Source organism: Pseudomonas sp. GW101-3H06, from assembly GCF_059424605.1.
The window spans coordinates 5,369,368-5,384,821 of sequence record NZ_JBWKZO010000001.1 but is presented as its reverse complement, the minus strand read 5'-3'; the positions used below and the strand labels follow the sequence as shown (position 1 = coordinate 5,384,821).

The window sequence follows — 15,454 nt, the reverse complement described above, 5'->3', positions numbered from 1 at the left end:
TCTGCTCCCTGAATCAGCGCGGGAGGCAGGAATGCTGGGTATAGCCGAGCATCTGATCGTAAAGATCGGCTCGGCGATCGCGATGCAGGTCGTTCAGATTGTTCCAGATGGGCGCACTGCGGGAGCTGGTCAGGTCGATATCGGCAAACAGGATTTCCTGCTTGTCCGCCGAAGCCACGGCACCCATGGGCCAGCCATTGGTCCCGGCTATCAACGAGCAACCTAGGTAGCGCGCGCCGCGCTCCTCGCCGATCCGGCTGGCGGCGGCGATAAACACGTTGTTGACGTGAGCGGCAGTCATCGTCAAATAGGAAGCCATGCACTTACCGGCATCATCGAAGAGCGGCGGCGGTGTCCAGACCCAGTTGTTCAGGCTGCAAATGATGTCCGCGCCTTGCTGGCTGAGGATTCGCGGGACCTCCGGGAACCAGATGTCCCAGCAGATCAACAGTCCGATGCGGCCAATGGGGGTTTCAAAAACCGGGAAGCCCGAATCTCCCGGTGTAAACCAGAGCTTTTCCAGGTTCCACAGGTGGGCTTTACGGTATTTACCGATGAATCCGTCGGGACCCAGCAGAACGCCGGTGTTGAAGAGCCGCATGCCGTCGCGCTCCACCAGGCCGGCTACGAGGTAAACGTTGTACTTGCGGGCGAATTCGCTCCAGGCCTGCACGCTTGGCCCGTCGGGAACAGGCTCTGCATGGGCGAAAGCGTCCTGTCGATTGCTGAAGAAATAGCCGGTATTGGAGAGCTCGGGCAGAACGATGAGATTCGCACCGCCGTTTACCGCTTCAAGTGCGAATTCCAGGCTGCGACGCAGGTTACCTTCACATTTTTCGATGCCGACTTGTGGATCGAATTGCACGACTGCTACACGAACTGGGCTTGTTGGCTCGCTCATTCTAACGACCTCTTCTTATTGTTTTACACGCTGTTTAATGACGTCGTTATAAGAGGGGAGTCGGGAACTTTGCGAAAGTCAGCTGCTTCCTTCTAGCTCGTAGTCCATTTCCCAAGATGGATGAGCGAGATGATCGGCTGCACTGTGTAGGAACGGAAAGAGGAGCCATGGATAATGTCCATGGCTCTGAAATGGGGGATGCAGTCAGATTTTGAGTTGGTAGTGCGGGTAATCACTCATGGAAAACCCGCCATTGAAGGACGCATCGGTTTTGTTGCAGATATGAATGACCGCATCGATGGCTCCGCGAAAACACGGCTCCGTCCAGCCGGCATCGACGGAAAATGATTCACCGGACAAATACAAACCTGATAGATGCGCAAAGTCCCGGTTGTACTTCATCAGGCCGACGGCATCGTAGTAGGTGCCAGGTCGGTATAATTTTGCACAACCCAAGGCGTTTTTATCGGTTATCCATCGTTGGACTACAGCTTGATCAATACCGATATAAGGGGAAATCCTTTCCTGGATATTGGTTGCGTTCATGAGGATGCGATCCAGCTCTTTAGCGCATTTGCTTACCAGTTCTTTATCGGTGAAAGTGGCAAGTTTGGTGGCATCGTCCTCCCATGTGTAACTTAGAAGGATGCAGTCATAGCTGTAATTATCATTGTAACGGTAGGTGTAAACATCATGGATAAAACTGTCGGTGACAATGGCTTGCGGGATTTTGGTGTTTGTCGAAAGAAATGATTTTTTAACGGCGCGAAAACCTTGCAGCTGGTTTCCCAGTGCGCCGTTTTGTAGGCATTGATTGTCTCGAATGGCAGCATCTCCTGATTGAAATTATCGAGCTTGATCCGAGTTTCGATCAGCCAGGAAGGGAGCGTTACGATGACCGAATCAAAATCATCGAAGCGCTCTTGAGTTTGTTCGGGTTGGCTGTGTTTCCAATTGAAGTACACCCGTGTTTTTTGGTTACTCAATTTCTTAAGTTTGGTAACTGATGAGTCGGTGAGTAGCCCGTTGTTCCTTTCGCGGCTGTATTCATAGACGGACTTGCCGGTTTGGTCGATGTCCATGAACATCAGGCATTCATCCAAAGCAGCGAGCCCAACGTAGCGAGGTCTGTCGAAACTCAGCCCCATCGAGTCAAAAACGCTTTCGCTGTTCAAGTGGGGAGAGTCCAGCGGGTTGCCCTTTGGGTCCACCCGACCATGTATCAGTTGCAGTTGGCTGCTGAATCCAAAAATGGCCGTACGCAAGGGATATAGGGAACAAACATCATAAAAGGCTCCCCAGCTGCCATCACCGATGCCTATCGCATAGAAAATAGCCGACTCCTCGGCGGACATGCCCATCCCGCCAAAATCACCGGGCGACCCTCTGTCCCAGGCTTGCAAGGCCGGCATACTGACCAGATCTCGAAATGAAACACTCTGATACTTGTCGACGATTGCGGCCCACATCGCCTCCCATTCGGGGCTGGCGTAAACCTCGGCGACGTGCCGGGTCATACGATCGGCAAAGGCTTTCCACTTGGCGTAGACCTTTTGAAGTTCTTCGCCGGGAGGAGGGGTCAAGCCATCCTGGTTTTTCCAGATCAACATTTGCGGTGCCGATCCACCGCCCACACTGCCTTCGCGAAGATAGATGCCTGTCGAGCTGACCCATTGGCTTCCGGGGTTGGCAAAGTCGGATAACACCAGGTCAAACGTTTTGGCGTAGTACGCCATCAGCGAACGGCCTTCTGTCGGTGCCTCGTCCGCCCGGTTGAAGAAGGGCATCCGCATGGCGCCCATTTCAAACGGTGTATGAGCCGCTGTGGCGTTTCGACTGCCAGGAACGGTCAGGTGCCTGCCGCCTATACGTCTGGATTGTTCGATTAGGGTGATATTGGTGAAGCCGCAACGATAAAGTTCTCTAGCGGCAGTCAGTCCTGTCACCCCGGCGCCGATGATGCAGATACTGTGCTGTGGGTCAGTTGCCCTTGCAATGCCATTTTCCTGTTCGACCAGCATTCGATAGTCAAAGCACAAGTCTGGTGGATTCGGGAAACGTGCTGCCCATTTGTTTGCAGTCGAGCGCTTCGTTCGAGCGCCATCGCGGGATACATATGAAGGGTAGTTGTAGCTTGATCCGATAGTCACTGTTGATCTTCCCTGATTAACTGATGGTATTTGCAGGGAAACAGCTTGGAGTTTTGGGCGATGTGCGAATATGAGCAAATTTCGGTTCTACAGCACACTGAATTCGATTTATTACGTAGGAAAAAGAAACCTGAAATAAGAAGGCCTGCATTGCAGGCCTTTTTTGTACGCTCTGTTTGGCTCACCACAACCTCTGTGGGAGTTGTGTTTACTTAAAGTGCTACGCCGCTTGCTGAAACTGCTGCCGATACTGGTTGGGCGACAGTTCAGTATGTTGGCGGAACAGCCGGGCAAAGAAACTCGCATCGTCATAACCTACTTCATAGCTGATGGTCTTGATGCTCTTGCGGCTGCCGGACAGCAGGCCCTTGGCGGTTTCGATGCGCAGGCGTTGCAGGTAGTGCAGCGGTTTGTCGCCGGTGGCGGTCTGGAAGCGGCGCATGAAGTTGCGGATGCTCATGCCGTGTTCCCGGGCGACGTCTTCGAAGCGGAACTTGTCGGCGAAGTGTTCTTCGAGCCAGTGCTGGATCTGCAGGATGATCACGTCCTGGTGCAGTTTCTGTCCACCGAAGCCGATACGTCCCGGCGAGTAGCTGCGCTGCACTTCATAGAGAATATCCCGGGCCACGGCCTGGGACACATTGGCGCCGCAGAAACGCTCGATCAGGTAAATGTACAGATCACACGCCGAGGTGGTGCCGCCCGCGCAGTACAGGTTGTCGGCGTCGGTCAGGTGTTTGTCCTGATTGAGGTGAACCCGTGGAAAGCGTTCGGCGAAGGCATTGAAGAAACGCCAGTAGGTGGTCGCTTCCTTGCCGTCGAGCAACCCGGCCTCGGCCAGCCAGAACACCCCGGTGGCCTCGCCACACAGTACCGCGCCGCGGGCGTGTTGCTGGCGCAGCCAGGGCAGGACTTGCGGGTAGCGTTGGCACAGGGTTTCGAAGTCGTCCCAGAATGCGGGAATGACGATGATGTCAGCATTTTCCAGCCCGCCGTCCACCGGCATGATCACATCGCTGAAACTGTTCACCGGTTTGCCGTCGGGGCTGACCAGCCGGGTTTCGAAGGCCGGGACCAGGCCGTGGCCCAGTTGTTTGCCATAGCGCAGGCTGGCGAGGTGGAAGAAATCCTTGGCTTGCATGAGGGTGGAAGCGAAAACCCGGTCGATGGCCAGGATGCTGACGCGCCGCAGGGGCGTGGAGGCTTGGTTAGACATAATTCAACTTTATTCTTATAGGGGAAAGTGGTCACCAGACGGCTGGATCGTCTTATTTTTTGTCGGATGTGTCCAGTGTCCTGTATCGGACGCGGGGCTTAGTCTCTGAAGGTCAATCTCTTCTAAAAATAACGACAGGTGCCGCATGATCCCCAGAACCTTGTTCAGTTCCGAGCACGAACTTTTTCGCGACAGCGTGCGAACGTTCCTCGAAAAGGAGGCCGTGCCGTTCCATGGGCAATGGGAAAAACAAGGCTATATCGACCGCAAACTCTGGAACAAGGCAGGGGAGGCGGGGATGTTGTGCTCGCATCTGCCGGAAGAATACGGCGGGCTGGGGGCGGACTTTCTCTACAGCGCAGTGGTGATCGAAGAAGTGGGGCGACTGGGGCTCACCGGCATCGGTTTCTCCCTGCATTCGGACATCGTTGCGCCGTACATCCTGCATTACGGCAGTGAAACGTTGAAACACAAATACCTGCCGAAACTGGTTTCCGGGGAGATGGTCACCGCCATCGCTATGACCGAACCGGGAGCCGGTTCCGATCTGCAAGGCGTGAAGACCACTGCGGTGCTGGATGGCGACGAGTATGTGATCAACGGCTCGAAAACCTTCATCACCAACGGCTATCTCGCTGACCTGGTGATTGTCGTGGCCAAGACCGATCCGACGGCGGGCGCTAAGGGTACCAGCCTGTTTCTGGTGGAGGCCGATACGCCGGGCTTCGACAAGGGCAAGCGCCTGGAGAAGGTCGGCATGAAGGCCCAGGACACGTCGGAGCTGTTCTTCCAGGACGTGCGGGTGCCCAAGGAAAACTTGCTGGGCCAGGCCGGGATGGGGTTCGCCTACCTGATGCAGGAATTGCCTCAGGAGCGTCTCACCGTGGCCATCGGTGGCCTGGCTTCAGCCGAAGCGGCGTTGCAATGGACGCTGGATTACACCCGCGAACGCAAGGCATTCGGCAAGGCCATTGCCGATTTCCAGAACACCCGTTTCAAATTGGCTGAGATGGCGACCGAAATTCAGATCGGTCGGGTCTTTGTCGATCGCTGCCTGGAACTGCACCTGCAAGGTAAGCTCGACGTGCCCACGGCGGCGATGGCCAAGTACTGGGGGACGGACCTGCAATGCAAGGTGCTCGATGAGTGTGTGCAGTTGCACGGCGGCTACGGGTTCATGTGGGAATACCCGATTGCCCGGGCGTGGGCGGATGCGCGGGTGCAGCGGATTTATGCCGGGACCAATGAAATCATGAAGGAGATCATTGCGCGCTCGCTTTGATTTGCAGTAGCTGTTAGATCGTTTTCGCGAGCGGGCTCGCTCCCACAGGTCAGATGGGTTCCTGTGGGGGCGAGCCTGCTCGCGAATGGAACCATGAATCAATCAAGGAGCAGGGTTCGGCTGATCCTTGTGAATCGCCTCGATCCCTTCCAGCACTTCATCCGACAGTTTCAGATCAAAACTGGCAATGTTGCTGTCCAGCTGCTCAAGCGTCGTCGCCCCGATGATGTTGCTGGTCACGAAGGGCTGTTGCGTCACGAATGCCAACGCCATTTGTGCCGGGTCCAGGCCGTGTTCACGCGCCAGTGCAACATAACGGCTGCAAGCTGCTTCCGACTGCGGGTTGAAATAGCGGCTGAAGCGGCTGTAGAGGCTCAGGCGGCCTTTTGGCGGGCGGGCGCCACCTTCGTACTTTCCTGATAGAAAACCGAACGCCAGCGGCGAATAGGCCAGCAAGCCGCATTGTTCGCGAATGGCAATTTCCGCCAGGCCGATCTCGAAACTGCGGTTGAGCAGGTTGTAGGGGTTCTGGATCGACACCGCGCGAGGCCAGCCACGGGCTTCGGCCAGGGCGAGGAAGCGCATGGTGCCCCACGGGGTTTCATTGGACAGGCCGATGTGGCGGATCTTGCCGGCCTTGACCTGTTCGTCGAGCGATTCGAGGGTATCCTCCAGCGGCGTCAGATTGGCTTCGATCTTGTGCTTATAGCCCAGTTGCCCGAAGAAATTGGTGCTGCGCTCCGGCCAGTGCAATTGATACAGGTCGATGTAATCAGTCTGCAAGCGCTTGAGGCTGGCATCCACGGCCTCGGTGATGTGCTGTCGATTGTGCCGCAGGTTTTTGTCGCGGATGTAGTCGATGGTATTGCCGGGGCCGGCGATCTTGCTGGCCAGGATCCAGTCGGATCGATCGCCGCGGCTTTTGAAGTAATTGCCGATGTAGCGTTCGGTGGTGGCGTAGGTTTCGGCCCTGGGCGGCACCGGGTACATCTCGGCGGTGTCGATGAAATTGATCCCGGCGCCCTTGGCTCGCTCAATCTGGGCGAAGGCTTCGGCTTCGCTGTTTTGCTCGCCCCAGGTCATGGTGCCGAGGCAGATTGCACTCACGTTCAGATTGGTCCGGCCTAGCTGGCGATAGTCCATCGGGTGCTCCTTGGGCAAAACAATCATAAAAGCAGGTTGAATTATTTTTCGCAATCTGCATAATTGCGCACCTCTTTCTGCAGTGGAAGTGATGCGCCGCCGCCGAAGAATCTTGCCGTTGAACGGACGCGCCGACCCGAGCCCCCGAAAGCGTCTGTATCCGGCTGCCTTTGACTTGTCAAAGTACGCACTATTCAGTAAGATCCGCCGTCTAATTTACAGGGCGGCCCCTGAGGCTATAAAGAATGAAAACTTTTACTGCTAAACCGGAAACAGTAAAGCGCGACTGGTTTGTCGTCGACGCTGCTGGTCAGACCCTGGGTCGTCTGGCCACCGAAATCGCGAGCCGTCTGCGTGGCAAGCACAAGCCTGAGTACACTCCTCACGTTGACACCGGCGACTACATCGTCGTTATCAACGCCGAGCAGATCCGTGTTACCGGTGCTAAAACCACTGACAAAATGTACTACTCCCACTCCGGTTTCCCGGGCGGCATCAAGTCGATCAACTTTGAAAAGCTGATCGCCAAGGCCCCTGAGCGCGTGATCGAGACCGCGGTCAAAGGCATGCTGCCTAAGAACCCGCTGGGTCGCGACATGTACCGTAAGCTGAAAGTCTATGCGGGCGCTGCACACCCTCATACTGCTCAGCAGCCCCAAGAACTGAAGATTTAACGGAATAGTTCATTATGTCGGCGACTCAAAATTACGGCACTGGCCGTCGCAAGACCGCAACCGCACGCGTTTTCCTGCGTCCGGGTACTGGTAACATCTCCATCAACAACCGTTCGCTGGATAATTTCTTCGGCCGCGAAACTGCCCGCATGGTAGTTCGTCAGCCGCTGGAATTGACTGAGACTGTCGAGAAATTCGACATCTACGTCACCGTGATCGGCGGTGGTGTAAGTGGTCAAGCTGGCGCAATCCGCCACGGCATCACCCGCGCTCTGATGGACTACGACGAAACTCTGCGCAGCGCTCTGCGTAAAGCCGGCTTCGTAACCCGCGATGCACGTGAAGTTGAACGTAAGAAAGTTGGTCTGCGTAAAGCGCGTAAGCGTCCGCAGTACTCGAAGCGTTAATTCGTTTCCACGTTCAAAAAAGAACGCCCAGTTTCCTCACGGAGCTGGGCGTTTTTTTTGTGCCTGCGATTTATCAAAGAATTGCGCTGTGACAACTTGCCACATCCGTAGAGGCCCTATACTACAAGGCTTGGCAGTGGTGTCCCGGGGTAATTACCTTGTCAGAATTGGGGCTTTTCATTACCATTCGGCAAAATTTTTATAAGTACAGAGTTTTACTTAGTAGATGCCTGATTTAACAGGCCACAAAGCTGATGGGAGAGGACTGAATGAGCAATGACGGCGTGAATGCAGGCCGGCGTCGCTTCTTGGTAGCAGCCACATCCGTGGTGGGTGCTGCAGGAGCGGTGGGGGCTGCGGTCCCGTTCGTGGGGTCATGGTTTCCCAGTGCCAAGGCGAAAGCCGCAGGTGCACCGGTGAAAGTGAATGTCAGCAAAATCGAGCCAGGCCAGCAGATGATTGCTGAGTGGCGCGGCCAGCCGGTATTCATCGTCCGCCGTACTGAGGAAATCCTGGGGAATCTGAAAAAGATCGAGGGCCAGCTGTCTGACCCGACCTCCAAGAACTCGACACAACCGACCTATGTCGATCCGGAAACCCGTTCGATCAAACCTGAGGTTCTGCTGCTGATCGGTATCTGCACGCACCTGGGTTGCTCGCCGACATTCCGTCCCGAAGTGGCTCCCGCTGATCTGGGCAAGGAGTGGGTAGGTGGTTATTTCTGCCCTTGCCACGGCTCCCACTACGACCTGGCTGGCCGCGTCTACAAGTCGCAACCTGCGCCTTTGAACCTGCCAGTTCCCCCGCATTCCTATGAGACCAATGACGTCATTGTCATTGGCGTCGATACGGAGAAAGCGTGATGAGCAAGTTCATGGATTGGGTTGATGCGCGCTTTCCCGCGACCAAAATGTGGGAAGACCATCTCAGCAAGTACTACGCCCCGAAGAACTTCAACTTCTTCTATTTCTTTGGTTCCCTGGCGCTGCTCGTTCTGGTCAACCAGATCGTCACCGGTGTCTGGCTGACCATGAGCTACACCCCATCGGCCGAAGAAGCGTTTGCTTCCGTCGAATACATCATGCGCGACGTCGAGTACGGCTCGATCCTGCGTCTGCTGCACTCCACCGGCGCTTCGGCGTTCTTCATCGTGGTCTATCTGCACATGTTCCGTGGCTTGCTCTACGGTTCCTACCAGAAGCCACGTGAGCTGGTGTGGGTCTTCGGCATGCTGATCTACCTGGCGCTGATGGCTGAAGCCTTCATGGGTTACCTGCTGCCGTGGGGCCAGATGTCCTACTGGGGCGCCCAGGTGATCATCTCGCTGTTCGGTGCGATCCCGGTCATCGGCAACGACCTGACCCAGTGGATCCGTGGTGACTACCTGATTTCCGGTATCACCCTGAACCGCTTCTTTGCCTTGCATGTGGTGGCCTTGCCGATCGTGATTCTGGGTCTGGTGGTGTTGCACATTCTGGCGTTGCACGAAGTCGGTTCGAACAACCCGGATGGCGTGGACATCAAGAAGCACAAGGACGAAAACGGCATTCCGCTGGACGGCATTGCCTTCCATCCGTACTACACCGTGAAAGATATCGTCGGTGTGGTGGTGTTCCTGTTCATCTTCTGCTTTATCGTGTTCTTCTTCCCGGAAATGGGCGGTTACTTCCTCGAGAAGCCAAACTTCGAGCCAGCCAACCCGTTCAAGACACCTGAGCACATCGCTCCGGTCTGGTACTTCACGCCGTACTACGCGATTCTGCGGGCGGTCCCGGACAAGCTCCTGGGTGTTATCGCCATGGGGGCGGCCATTGCGGTGCTGTTCGTCCTGCCGTGGCTGGACCGCAGCCCGGTCAAGTCGATGCGCTACAAAGGCTGGATGAGCAAGATTTGGCTGGTGGTGTTCTGCATCTCGTTCGTGATCCTCGGCATTCTGGGTGTTCTGGCCCCGACGCCAGGCCGTACGTTGCTGTCGCAGGTATGTACATTCCTGTACTTCGCCTACTTCATTCTGATGCCGTTCTACACCAGGCTCGAGAAGACCAAACCGGTTCCGGAAAGGGTGACTGGCTGATGAAAAAGCTATTTGCGGTATTGATGCTTGCTGCGCTGCCAGTGTTCGCGTTCGCTGCTGGACAAGGTGGCCCGGAACTGGAAAAAGTCGACATCGACGTGTCCGACAAGGCGGCCATGCAGGATGGTGCGCGTACGTTCGCCAACTATTGCATGGGCTGCCATAGCGCCAAATTTCAGCGCTACGAGCGTGTGGCCGATGACCTGGACATTCCTCATGAGCTGATGCTCGAAAAGCTGGTGTTCACCGGTGCCAAGATCGGCGACCACATGAACATCGGCATGCAGCCGGCTGACGCCAAGACCTGGTTCGGAGCGGCGCCGCCGGACCTGACCCTGGTGGCTCGCGTTCGCGGTACCGATTGGCTCTACGGCTACCTGAAGTCGTTCTATGAAGATCCGTCGCGCCCTTGGGGTGTGAACAACAAGGTCTTCCCGAACGTCGGCATGCCTAACGTCCTGGTCGGCCTGCAAGGTCGTCAGGTCATCGGTTGCAAACAGGTTCAGATCGTCGAAGACGGCAAGAAGCAATATGATCCGTTGACCGGTACGGCGCTGACTCATGAAGCGTGCGATCAGTTGACCATCGTGCCGAAGAGTGGATCTTTGACCGAAGAGCAGTTCGATGAGAAGGTCAAGAATCTGGTAACCTTCCTGGCTTACTCGGCTAACCCGGTTAAGCTGCAACATCAGCGCATTGGTACCTATGTATTGCTGTACCTGGCGTTCTTCTTCGTATTCGCTTACTTGCTCAAGCGTGAGTACTGGAAAGACGTGCACTGATAACGCTTCAAGCAATTGCTGTTAATCGCGCGCGCCCAAGGGCGTCTCTGAAGGTGTAACGAGTCTGGCTGGCCAGGCGTTACGGGAGACGCCCTCTGGGCGCGCTCGTTTTTCCGCTTTCGATTATTTTTACAAGCGAGGAGGATCGCCATGGGCGTGACCAATCGGTTGGCCTGTTACTCCGACCCCGCCGACCACTATTCCCACCGGGTGCGAATCGTACTGGCAGAGAAGGGTGTCAGCGCCGAGATCATTTACGTGGAAGCTGGCCGTCAGCCGCCTAAACTGATCGAAGTGAACCCTTACGGCAGTTTGCCCACCCTGGTCGATCGTGACCTGGCGTTGTGGGAATCTACGGTGGTAATGGAATACCTGGATGAGCGTTATCCGCACCCGCCGTTGCTGCCGGTTTATCCGGTGGCGCGTGCCAACAGTCGACTGTTGATACATCGCATACAGCGAGACTGGTGTGGTTTGGTGGATCTGATTCTGGATTCGCGGACCAAGGAGGCCGCTCGTGCCGTGGCGCGCAAGGAATTGCGCGAAAGCCTGACCGGCGTGTCGCCGTTGTTCGCCGACAAGCCATTTTTCCTCAGCGAGGAACAAAGCCTGGTGGATTGCTGCCTATTGCCAATACTCTGGCGATTGCCGATTCTGGGTATAGAACTGCCGCGGCCTGCCAAGCCGCTGCTTGATTACATGGAGCGCCAGTTTGCGCGTGAGGCTTTCCAGGCGAGTCTGTCTGGCGTCGAACGCGACATGCGCTAAGGCTTAAGGAGCCGCTATGAACTCCAGTCGACCTTATCTGGTCCGCGCGCTCTACGAGTGGATTGTGGACAACGATTGCACCCCGCACATGCTGGTCAATTCCGAGTATCCGTCGGTCCAGGTGCCGCAAGGGTTTGCCAGTGACGGGCAGATTGTCCTGAACGTATCACCGCAAGCCGTGCGCCATTTGCACATGGATAACGAGGCCGTGAGCTTTGAAGGCCGCTTCGGTGGTGTGCCGCATACGCTGTATGTGCCTATCGCGTCGATCCTGGGTATCTACGCTCGGGAGAATGGTCAGGGTATGGTGTTCGATCTGGAATCGCCTCTGGAAGATGAGGATGAGATCGAGCCGGATGATGATATCCCGCCACCTGACAGCGAGCCGCCGCGTCCCAGCGGTCGGCCGAGCCTGAAAGTGGTGAAGTAATAAAAAAGGCGATCCGCAAGGATCGCCTTTTTTATTACAGGGCGGTGGCAATTTCAGAATCACCACCGCCGAGAAGGCTCAGTCGATGTACTCAAACAGCTTCACGATCTTCTGAACGCCGGAAACACCTTGCACCAGATTAGTCGCCTGAGCCGCTTCCTGTTTGGTCAGCAAGCCCAGCAGGTAGACGATGCCATTCTCGGTGACAACCTTGATGCGCGAGCCGGGGATATTCGGGTCTGCGAGCATCTGGGTCTTGATCTTGGTCGTCAGCCAGGTGTCGTTCTGGCGTGCCAGCAGCGAGGAGGGCGGCAAAACCTGTAACTCGTTATGCACCGTCTTCACGCGCTGAACAGCGGCAGCAGCCTGTTCAGCCTTGGCCTTGAGGTCTGCGCGCGGCGTTTGCCCGGCGAGCAGCACGACGCCGTTGAAGCTGGTGACGACGATGTGCGAGTCGTTATCCAGTGCCGGGTCGGCCTTGGCGACGTTTACGCCAACCTTGGTGTCGATCAGGGAATCGTCGATCTTGCTGCCGAAGGTGCGGGTGCCACGGTCATCTTCAATCGGTGCTTCGCGGCTGGCTTTAACCACCGAGGTGCAGCCGCTGATGCCGAGGCACAGGGTCAGGGCCAGTAGGCCGAGGCGATTAGGGGTCATTCTTCACTCCCGAACAGTTGGCTGTCGATCAAATCGCAAAGGCAATGGATCGCCAGCAGGTGGACTTCCTGAATACGTGCGGTGACGTTGGCCGGTACGCGAATCTCCACGTCCTCGGGCAATAGCAGCGACGCCATGCCGCCGCCATCGCGACCGGTCAATGCTACGACAATCATTTCGCGATCATGTGCGGCCTGGATCGCTTGAATAATGTTCGCCGAGTTACCGCTGGTGGAAATTGCCAGCAGGACATCCCCCGGTTGGCCGAGGGCGCGGATCTGCTTGGAGAACACTTCGTTGTAGCTGTAGTCATTGGCGATCGAGGTGATCGTCGAGCTGTCGGTTGTCAACGCAATGGCGGGCAGGCTCGGGCGCTCACGCTCGAAGCGGTTGAGCAACTCGGAGGAGAAGTGCTGGGCGTCGCCGGCGGAGCCACCGTTGCCACAGGAAAGCATTTTGCCTTCATTGAGCAGGGCGTTGACCATGACCTGGCTGGCTTGCTCGATGTGCGGTGCAAGTACTTCCATCGCCTGTTGCTTGGTGTCGATACTGGCCTGAAAAAGCTGGCGAATTCGGGATTGCATGTCCATCTGTGTGACCTTAATGAGCGCGGCTGTCCGGCACGTGAATGTGCAGCCCGCAAAACAAAGAGCAAAAGTGTTGGGTGTTATCCGGTTCGGGGTGCAAGCGATCAGCTGTCGAAGGCATTCTGTAACCAGTTCAACTGATCGAGGTCGCTATCAATGGCAACCACGTCGAAACGGCAAGGGGAATTGGCCCAGCGCGACTCGCGCTGAAGAAAATACTGCGCGGCAACAATCAGTTTCTGCCGTTTGCGCTCATCAATGCTATCGAGCGCGCCACCCCATTGAGTGTTTTTTCTGTAGCGAACTTCAACGAATACTACTGTATCGCCATCTAGCATGACCAGATCAAGCTCGCCGCGTTTACACAACCAGTTCTGCGCCAACAGGCGCAGACCTTGCTGTTGAAGATGTCCGAGCGCCTGGCGCTCGGCATCCTTACCGCTTTGCTGGCGTGACCTGTCAGGCATCAGCGCGTAGTGTCCGGCAGGCGTTGAACCTGACCGTTGACGAACTCGGCCCATGGCAATTGCCGCACGACGCGTTGGTTCTGCGTCATGCCCAGGCTGCCTGATTGGCCTTCGATGCGGCTGTCCGGCAGAGCCTTGAGTTGGCCCAGGCGTGGTGCCAGGCGATAGGCGTCGACACCCATTGCGTACAGGCGACCCAGGCTGCCGGCTGCTTGAGGCCATTGTGCCGTGACCTGTTTGCGCAGCGGATCATTGGCATCCAGAAGCCATGGCGTTTCGCAGAAGCGAATGCCGTTCATGTCGTTGTACTGGTTCACGTCGCCGCTGGCGCTGAACACGTGGGACGTGGCGTAAACCGGAACATCGCCCGCGTACTGGAAGTTGAGGGTCGGTTTGATCTGCTGGGCCTGTTGCGGCGTGGCGGCCAGGAAGATGAACTCGATGTCCTGGCGACGGGAAGGCTGGGCGGCGACTTGCGAACCTACCGTGCTTTGCAGGCTCTTGGCGCGACCTTCGCTCTGGCGCAGCTGGAACATGTCGGCAATCTGCTGGGCCAACTGAACCGGCTGGTCAACACGTTCGGTGGCAACGATGCTGCCGCCATTGGCTTGCCAGTCCTGGTTGAACGCCCGCAGTACGCGGTCGCCCCATTCGCCTTTCGGCACCATGATGGCTGCGCGATGCAGGCCGTCGGCGCGGGCGCGGCGAGACACTTCACGGGCTTCGTCTTCGGCTGCAAGACCAAACTGGAACAATTGTGCCGGACCTTGTTCACCTTCGCTGTAGTTCAGTGCCAGGGTGGTGATCGGCAATTGCGGGCGAGTACTCAGTTGTTTGACCAGCGGCTTCTCAAGCGGGCCGACGACCAGTTGCACGCCGTCGGCCTGAGCCTTGCGATAGAACTCGTCGAGGGAGGTCAGGCGCGAGCTGTCATAGAACTCGATGGCGGGTGGTTGCTGTCCGGCTTGTTGTGCCTGGTAGTGAGCGGCCATGAAACCTTCGCGCAATGCTTTGCCGACCGAGGCCAGCGGGCCGTCTTGCGGCAGCAGCAGGGCGATCTTGCTCAGGGGCTGGCTGGCCAGTTCCTTGAGTTTGGTCAGTGGCAGCGGCAATTGAACGGCGGCTGGGTGTTTCGGGTTCTGCTTGCGCCAGTTGTCGATGGCGGCCTGTTGCTGTTCCAGGGTGCCGGCAGTTTTTACTGCCAGTGCCAAGGCCATCCAGCCGCCGAGGTCATCGGCGGTGCCTGGTTGCAGTTGGTCGGTCGGTAGCGAGGCGATCAGTACCCAGATGGCTTCGTGGTTTTTGCCGGCGGCGTCGCCGCTGAGCATCGGTGCGATGAAGATGCGTTCCCGGGCGGCAGCGAGGGTCTGGCCATCAGCTTCAAGTGCGCGGGCACGGACGGTGCCGGTACGGACTTGTTGCTCTTCCGGCAATTCCCCCAGGCGCTGCAGGCTCGGATGGCTCAGGGCCGTCAGCGCCGCTTTCGGCTGGTTGCGGGTCATGGCCAATTCGGCGGCCAGTGTGTTGGCGAATACCTGCTGACCGGGCTTGAGTTGCTCCACGGGCACTTGCTGCAGGATCTGTGCGGATTGGGCGGCGTTGCCCTGGCGATAGGCCAGGTCTGCTGCGCTCAGGCGTAGCAGGGCGGCGTCTTCCGGCGATTTGCTTTGGGCGGCCTTTTCAAGCAATTGCTCGATACTGGCATCCGGGGTCCGTGGAAGTTCGCCAAGGCTGGAGGAGGGCGAGCTGGCGCAAGCCGCCAGCAAGGCAGCGAGGCAGAGGGCAGTAAACAGCCGCAGGCAAGCGATCATGTAAGTGTTCCTGATACTCGATCAAATTAGCGTGGAATTGTACCCAAGCGCTGGCCGGGGCGCGATGTTGCTGGCGTGAATCGATCAATTTAGCTGGTGTAAATG

15 protein-coding genes and 1 pseudogene are annotated in these 15,454 nt (G+C 57.0%); 8 read left to right on the top strand and 8 right to left on the bottom strand.

All coding sequences use genetic code 11. The features are described from left to right. Window positions 1–13 precede the first annotated feature (13 nt). From AC07ZE_RS24680 to AC07ZE_RS24670, 3 genes and pseudogenes are all read right to left on the bottom strand, one after another. On the bottom strand, window positions 14–901 hold the full coding sequence (locus AC07ZE_RS24680; protein WP_207267002.1) for a nitrilase family protein: 888 nt from the start codon (window positions 899–901) through the stop codon (window positions 14–16). A 204-nt stretch (window positions 902–1,105) separates the two neighbouring features. Then, window positions 1,106–3,051, bottom strand: a pseudogene (locus tag AC07ZE_RS24675) (flavin monoamine oxidase family protein). 220 nt (window positions 3,052–3,271) lie between these two features. Continuing rightward, window positions 3,272–4,192, bottom strand: a complete 921-nt coding sequence (locus AC07ZE_RS24670; RefSeq protein WP_207267888.1) for a GlxA family transcriptional regulator — start codon at window positions 4,190–4,192, stop codon at window positions 3,272–3,274. A gap of 220 nt (window positions 4,193–4,412) precedes the next feature. Here AC07ZE_RS24670 and AC07ZE_RS24665 point away from each other — a divergent pair, with 220 nt between their 5' ends. Then, complete coding sequence (locus AC07ZE_RS24665) at window positions 4,413–5,549, top strand: acyl-CoA dehydrogenase family protein (protein WP_207267001.1); 1,137 nt, start codon at window positions 4,413–4,415, stop codon at window positions 5,547–5,549. A gap of 102 nt (window positions 5,550–5,651) precedes the next feature. On the opposite strand, the gene AC07ZE_RS24660 is transcribed toward AC07ZE_RS24665, so the two are convergent. Further along, entirely contained in the window at window positions 5,652–6,692 is a 1,041-nt protein-coding gene (locus AC07ZE_RS24660; protein WP_207267000.1) for an NADP(H)-dependent aldo-keto reductase, read from the bottom strand. A 245-nt stretch (window positions 6,693–6,937) separates the two neighbouring features. Here AC07ZE_RS24660 and rplM point away from each other — a divergent pair, with 245 nt between their 5' ends. The 7 genes from rplM to AC07ZE_RS24625 all read left to right on the top strand — a co-directional run bounded on the left by rplM (window position 6,938) and on the right by AC07ZE_RS24625 (window position 11,827). Next, on the top strand, window positions 6,938–7,366 hold the full coding sequence (gene rplM / locus AC07ZE_RS24655) for a 50S ribosomal protein L13 (protein ID WP_003228062.1): 429 nt from the start codon (window positions 6,938–6,940) through the stop codon (window positions 7,364–7,366). A gap of 14 nt (window positions 7,367–7,380) precedes the next feature. Continuing rightward, complete coding sequence (rpsI, locus tag AC07ZE_RS24650; RefSeq protein WP_003228056.1) at window positions 7,381–7,773, top strand: 30S ribosomal protein S9; 393 nt, start codon at window positions 7,381–7,383, stop codon at window positions 7,771–7,773. A gap of 269 nt (window positions 7,774–8,042) precedes the next feature. Further along, the gene (gene petA / locus AC07ZE_RS24645; RefSeq protein ID WP_207266999.1) at window positions 8,043–8,636 is read left to right on the top strand and encodes a ubiquinol-cytochrome c reductase iron-sulfur subunit; all 594 of its coding nucleotides are present in this window, start codon (window positions 8,043–8,045) and stop codon (window positions 8,634–8,636) included. Further along, window positions 8,636–9,847, top strand: coding sequence for a cytochrome b (locus tag AC07ZE_RS24640; RefSeq protein WP_095192982.1), 1,212 nt, complete (start codon window positions 8,636–8,638; stop codon window positions 9,845–9,847). Before petA ends, AC07ZE_RS24640 begins: the two co-directional genes overlap by 1 nt. Then, window positions 9,847–10,629 (top strand): cytochrome c1, encoded by a 783-nt coding sequence (locus AC07ZE_RS24635; protein ID WP_207266998.1) that lies wholly within the window; start codon window positions 9,847–9,849, stop codon window positions 10,627–10,629. The genes AC07ZE_RS24640 and AC07ZE_RS24635 overlap by 1 nt, the downstream gene beginning before the upstream one ends. A 150-nt stretch (window positions 10,630–10,779) precedes the next feature. After that, window positions 10,780–11,397 (top strand): glutathione S-transferase N-terminal domain-containing protein, encoded by a 618-nt coding sequence (locus AC07ZE_RS24630; protein WP_007972581.1) that lies wholly within the window; start codon window positions 10,780–10,782, stop codon window positions 11,395–11,397. A 16-nt stretch (window positions 11,398–11,413) separates the two neighbouring features. After that, window positions 11,414–11,827, top strand: coding sequence for a ClpXP protease specificity-enhancing factor (locus AC07ZE_RS24625; RefSeq protein ID WP_095192984.1), 414 nt, complete (start codon window positions 11,414–11,416; stop codon window positions 11,825–11,827). Between the two features lie 78 nt (window positions 11,828–11,905). On the opposite strand, the gene AC07ZE_RS24620 is transcribed toward AC07ZE_RS24625, so the two are convergent. The 4 genes from AC07ZE_RS24620 to AC07ZE_RS24605 all read right to left on the bottom strand — a co-directional run bounded on the left by AC07ZE_RS24620 (window position 11,906) and on the right by AC07ZE_RS24605 (window position 15,349). After that, window positions 11,906–12,484 carry a BON domain-containing protein gene (locus tag AC07ZE_RS24620; protein ID WP_095192985.1) on the bottom strand — a complete coding sequence of 193 codons (579 nt, stop codon included), beginning with the start codon at window positions 12,482–12,484 and terminating at the stop codon, window positions 11,906–11,908. Further along, a complete protein-coding gene (locus AC07ZE_RS24615) occupies window positions 12,481–13,074 on the bottom strand; it encodes a phosphoheptose isomerase (RefSeq protein ID WP_095192986.1) in 594 nt (197 codons plus the stop codon). The genes AC07ZE_RS24620 and AC07ZE_RS24615 overlap by 4 nt, the downstream gene beginning before the upstream one ends. Before the next feature lie 101 nt (window positions 13,075–13,175). After that, window positions 13,176–13,538, bottom strand: coding sequence for a YraN family protein (locus AC07ZE_RS24610; protein WP_207267887.1), 363 nt, complete (start codon window positions 13,536–13,538; stop codon window positions 13,176–13,178). Continuing rightward, window positions 13,538–15,349, bottom strand: coding sequence for a penicillin-binding protein activator (locus AC07ZE_RS24605; RefSeq protein WP_207266997.1), 1,812 nt, complete (start codon window positions 15,347–15,349; stop codon window positions 13,538–13,540). Before AC07ZE_RS24605 ends, AC07ZE_RS24610 begins: the two co-directional genes overlap by 1 nt. Window positions 15,350–15,454: the final 105 nt, after the last annotated feature.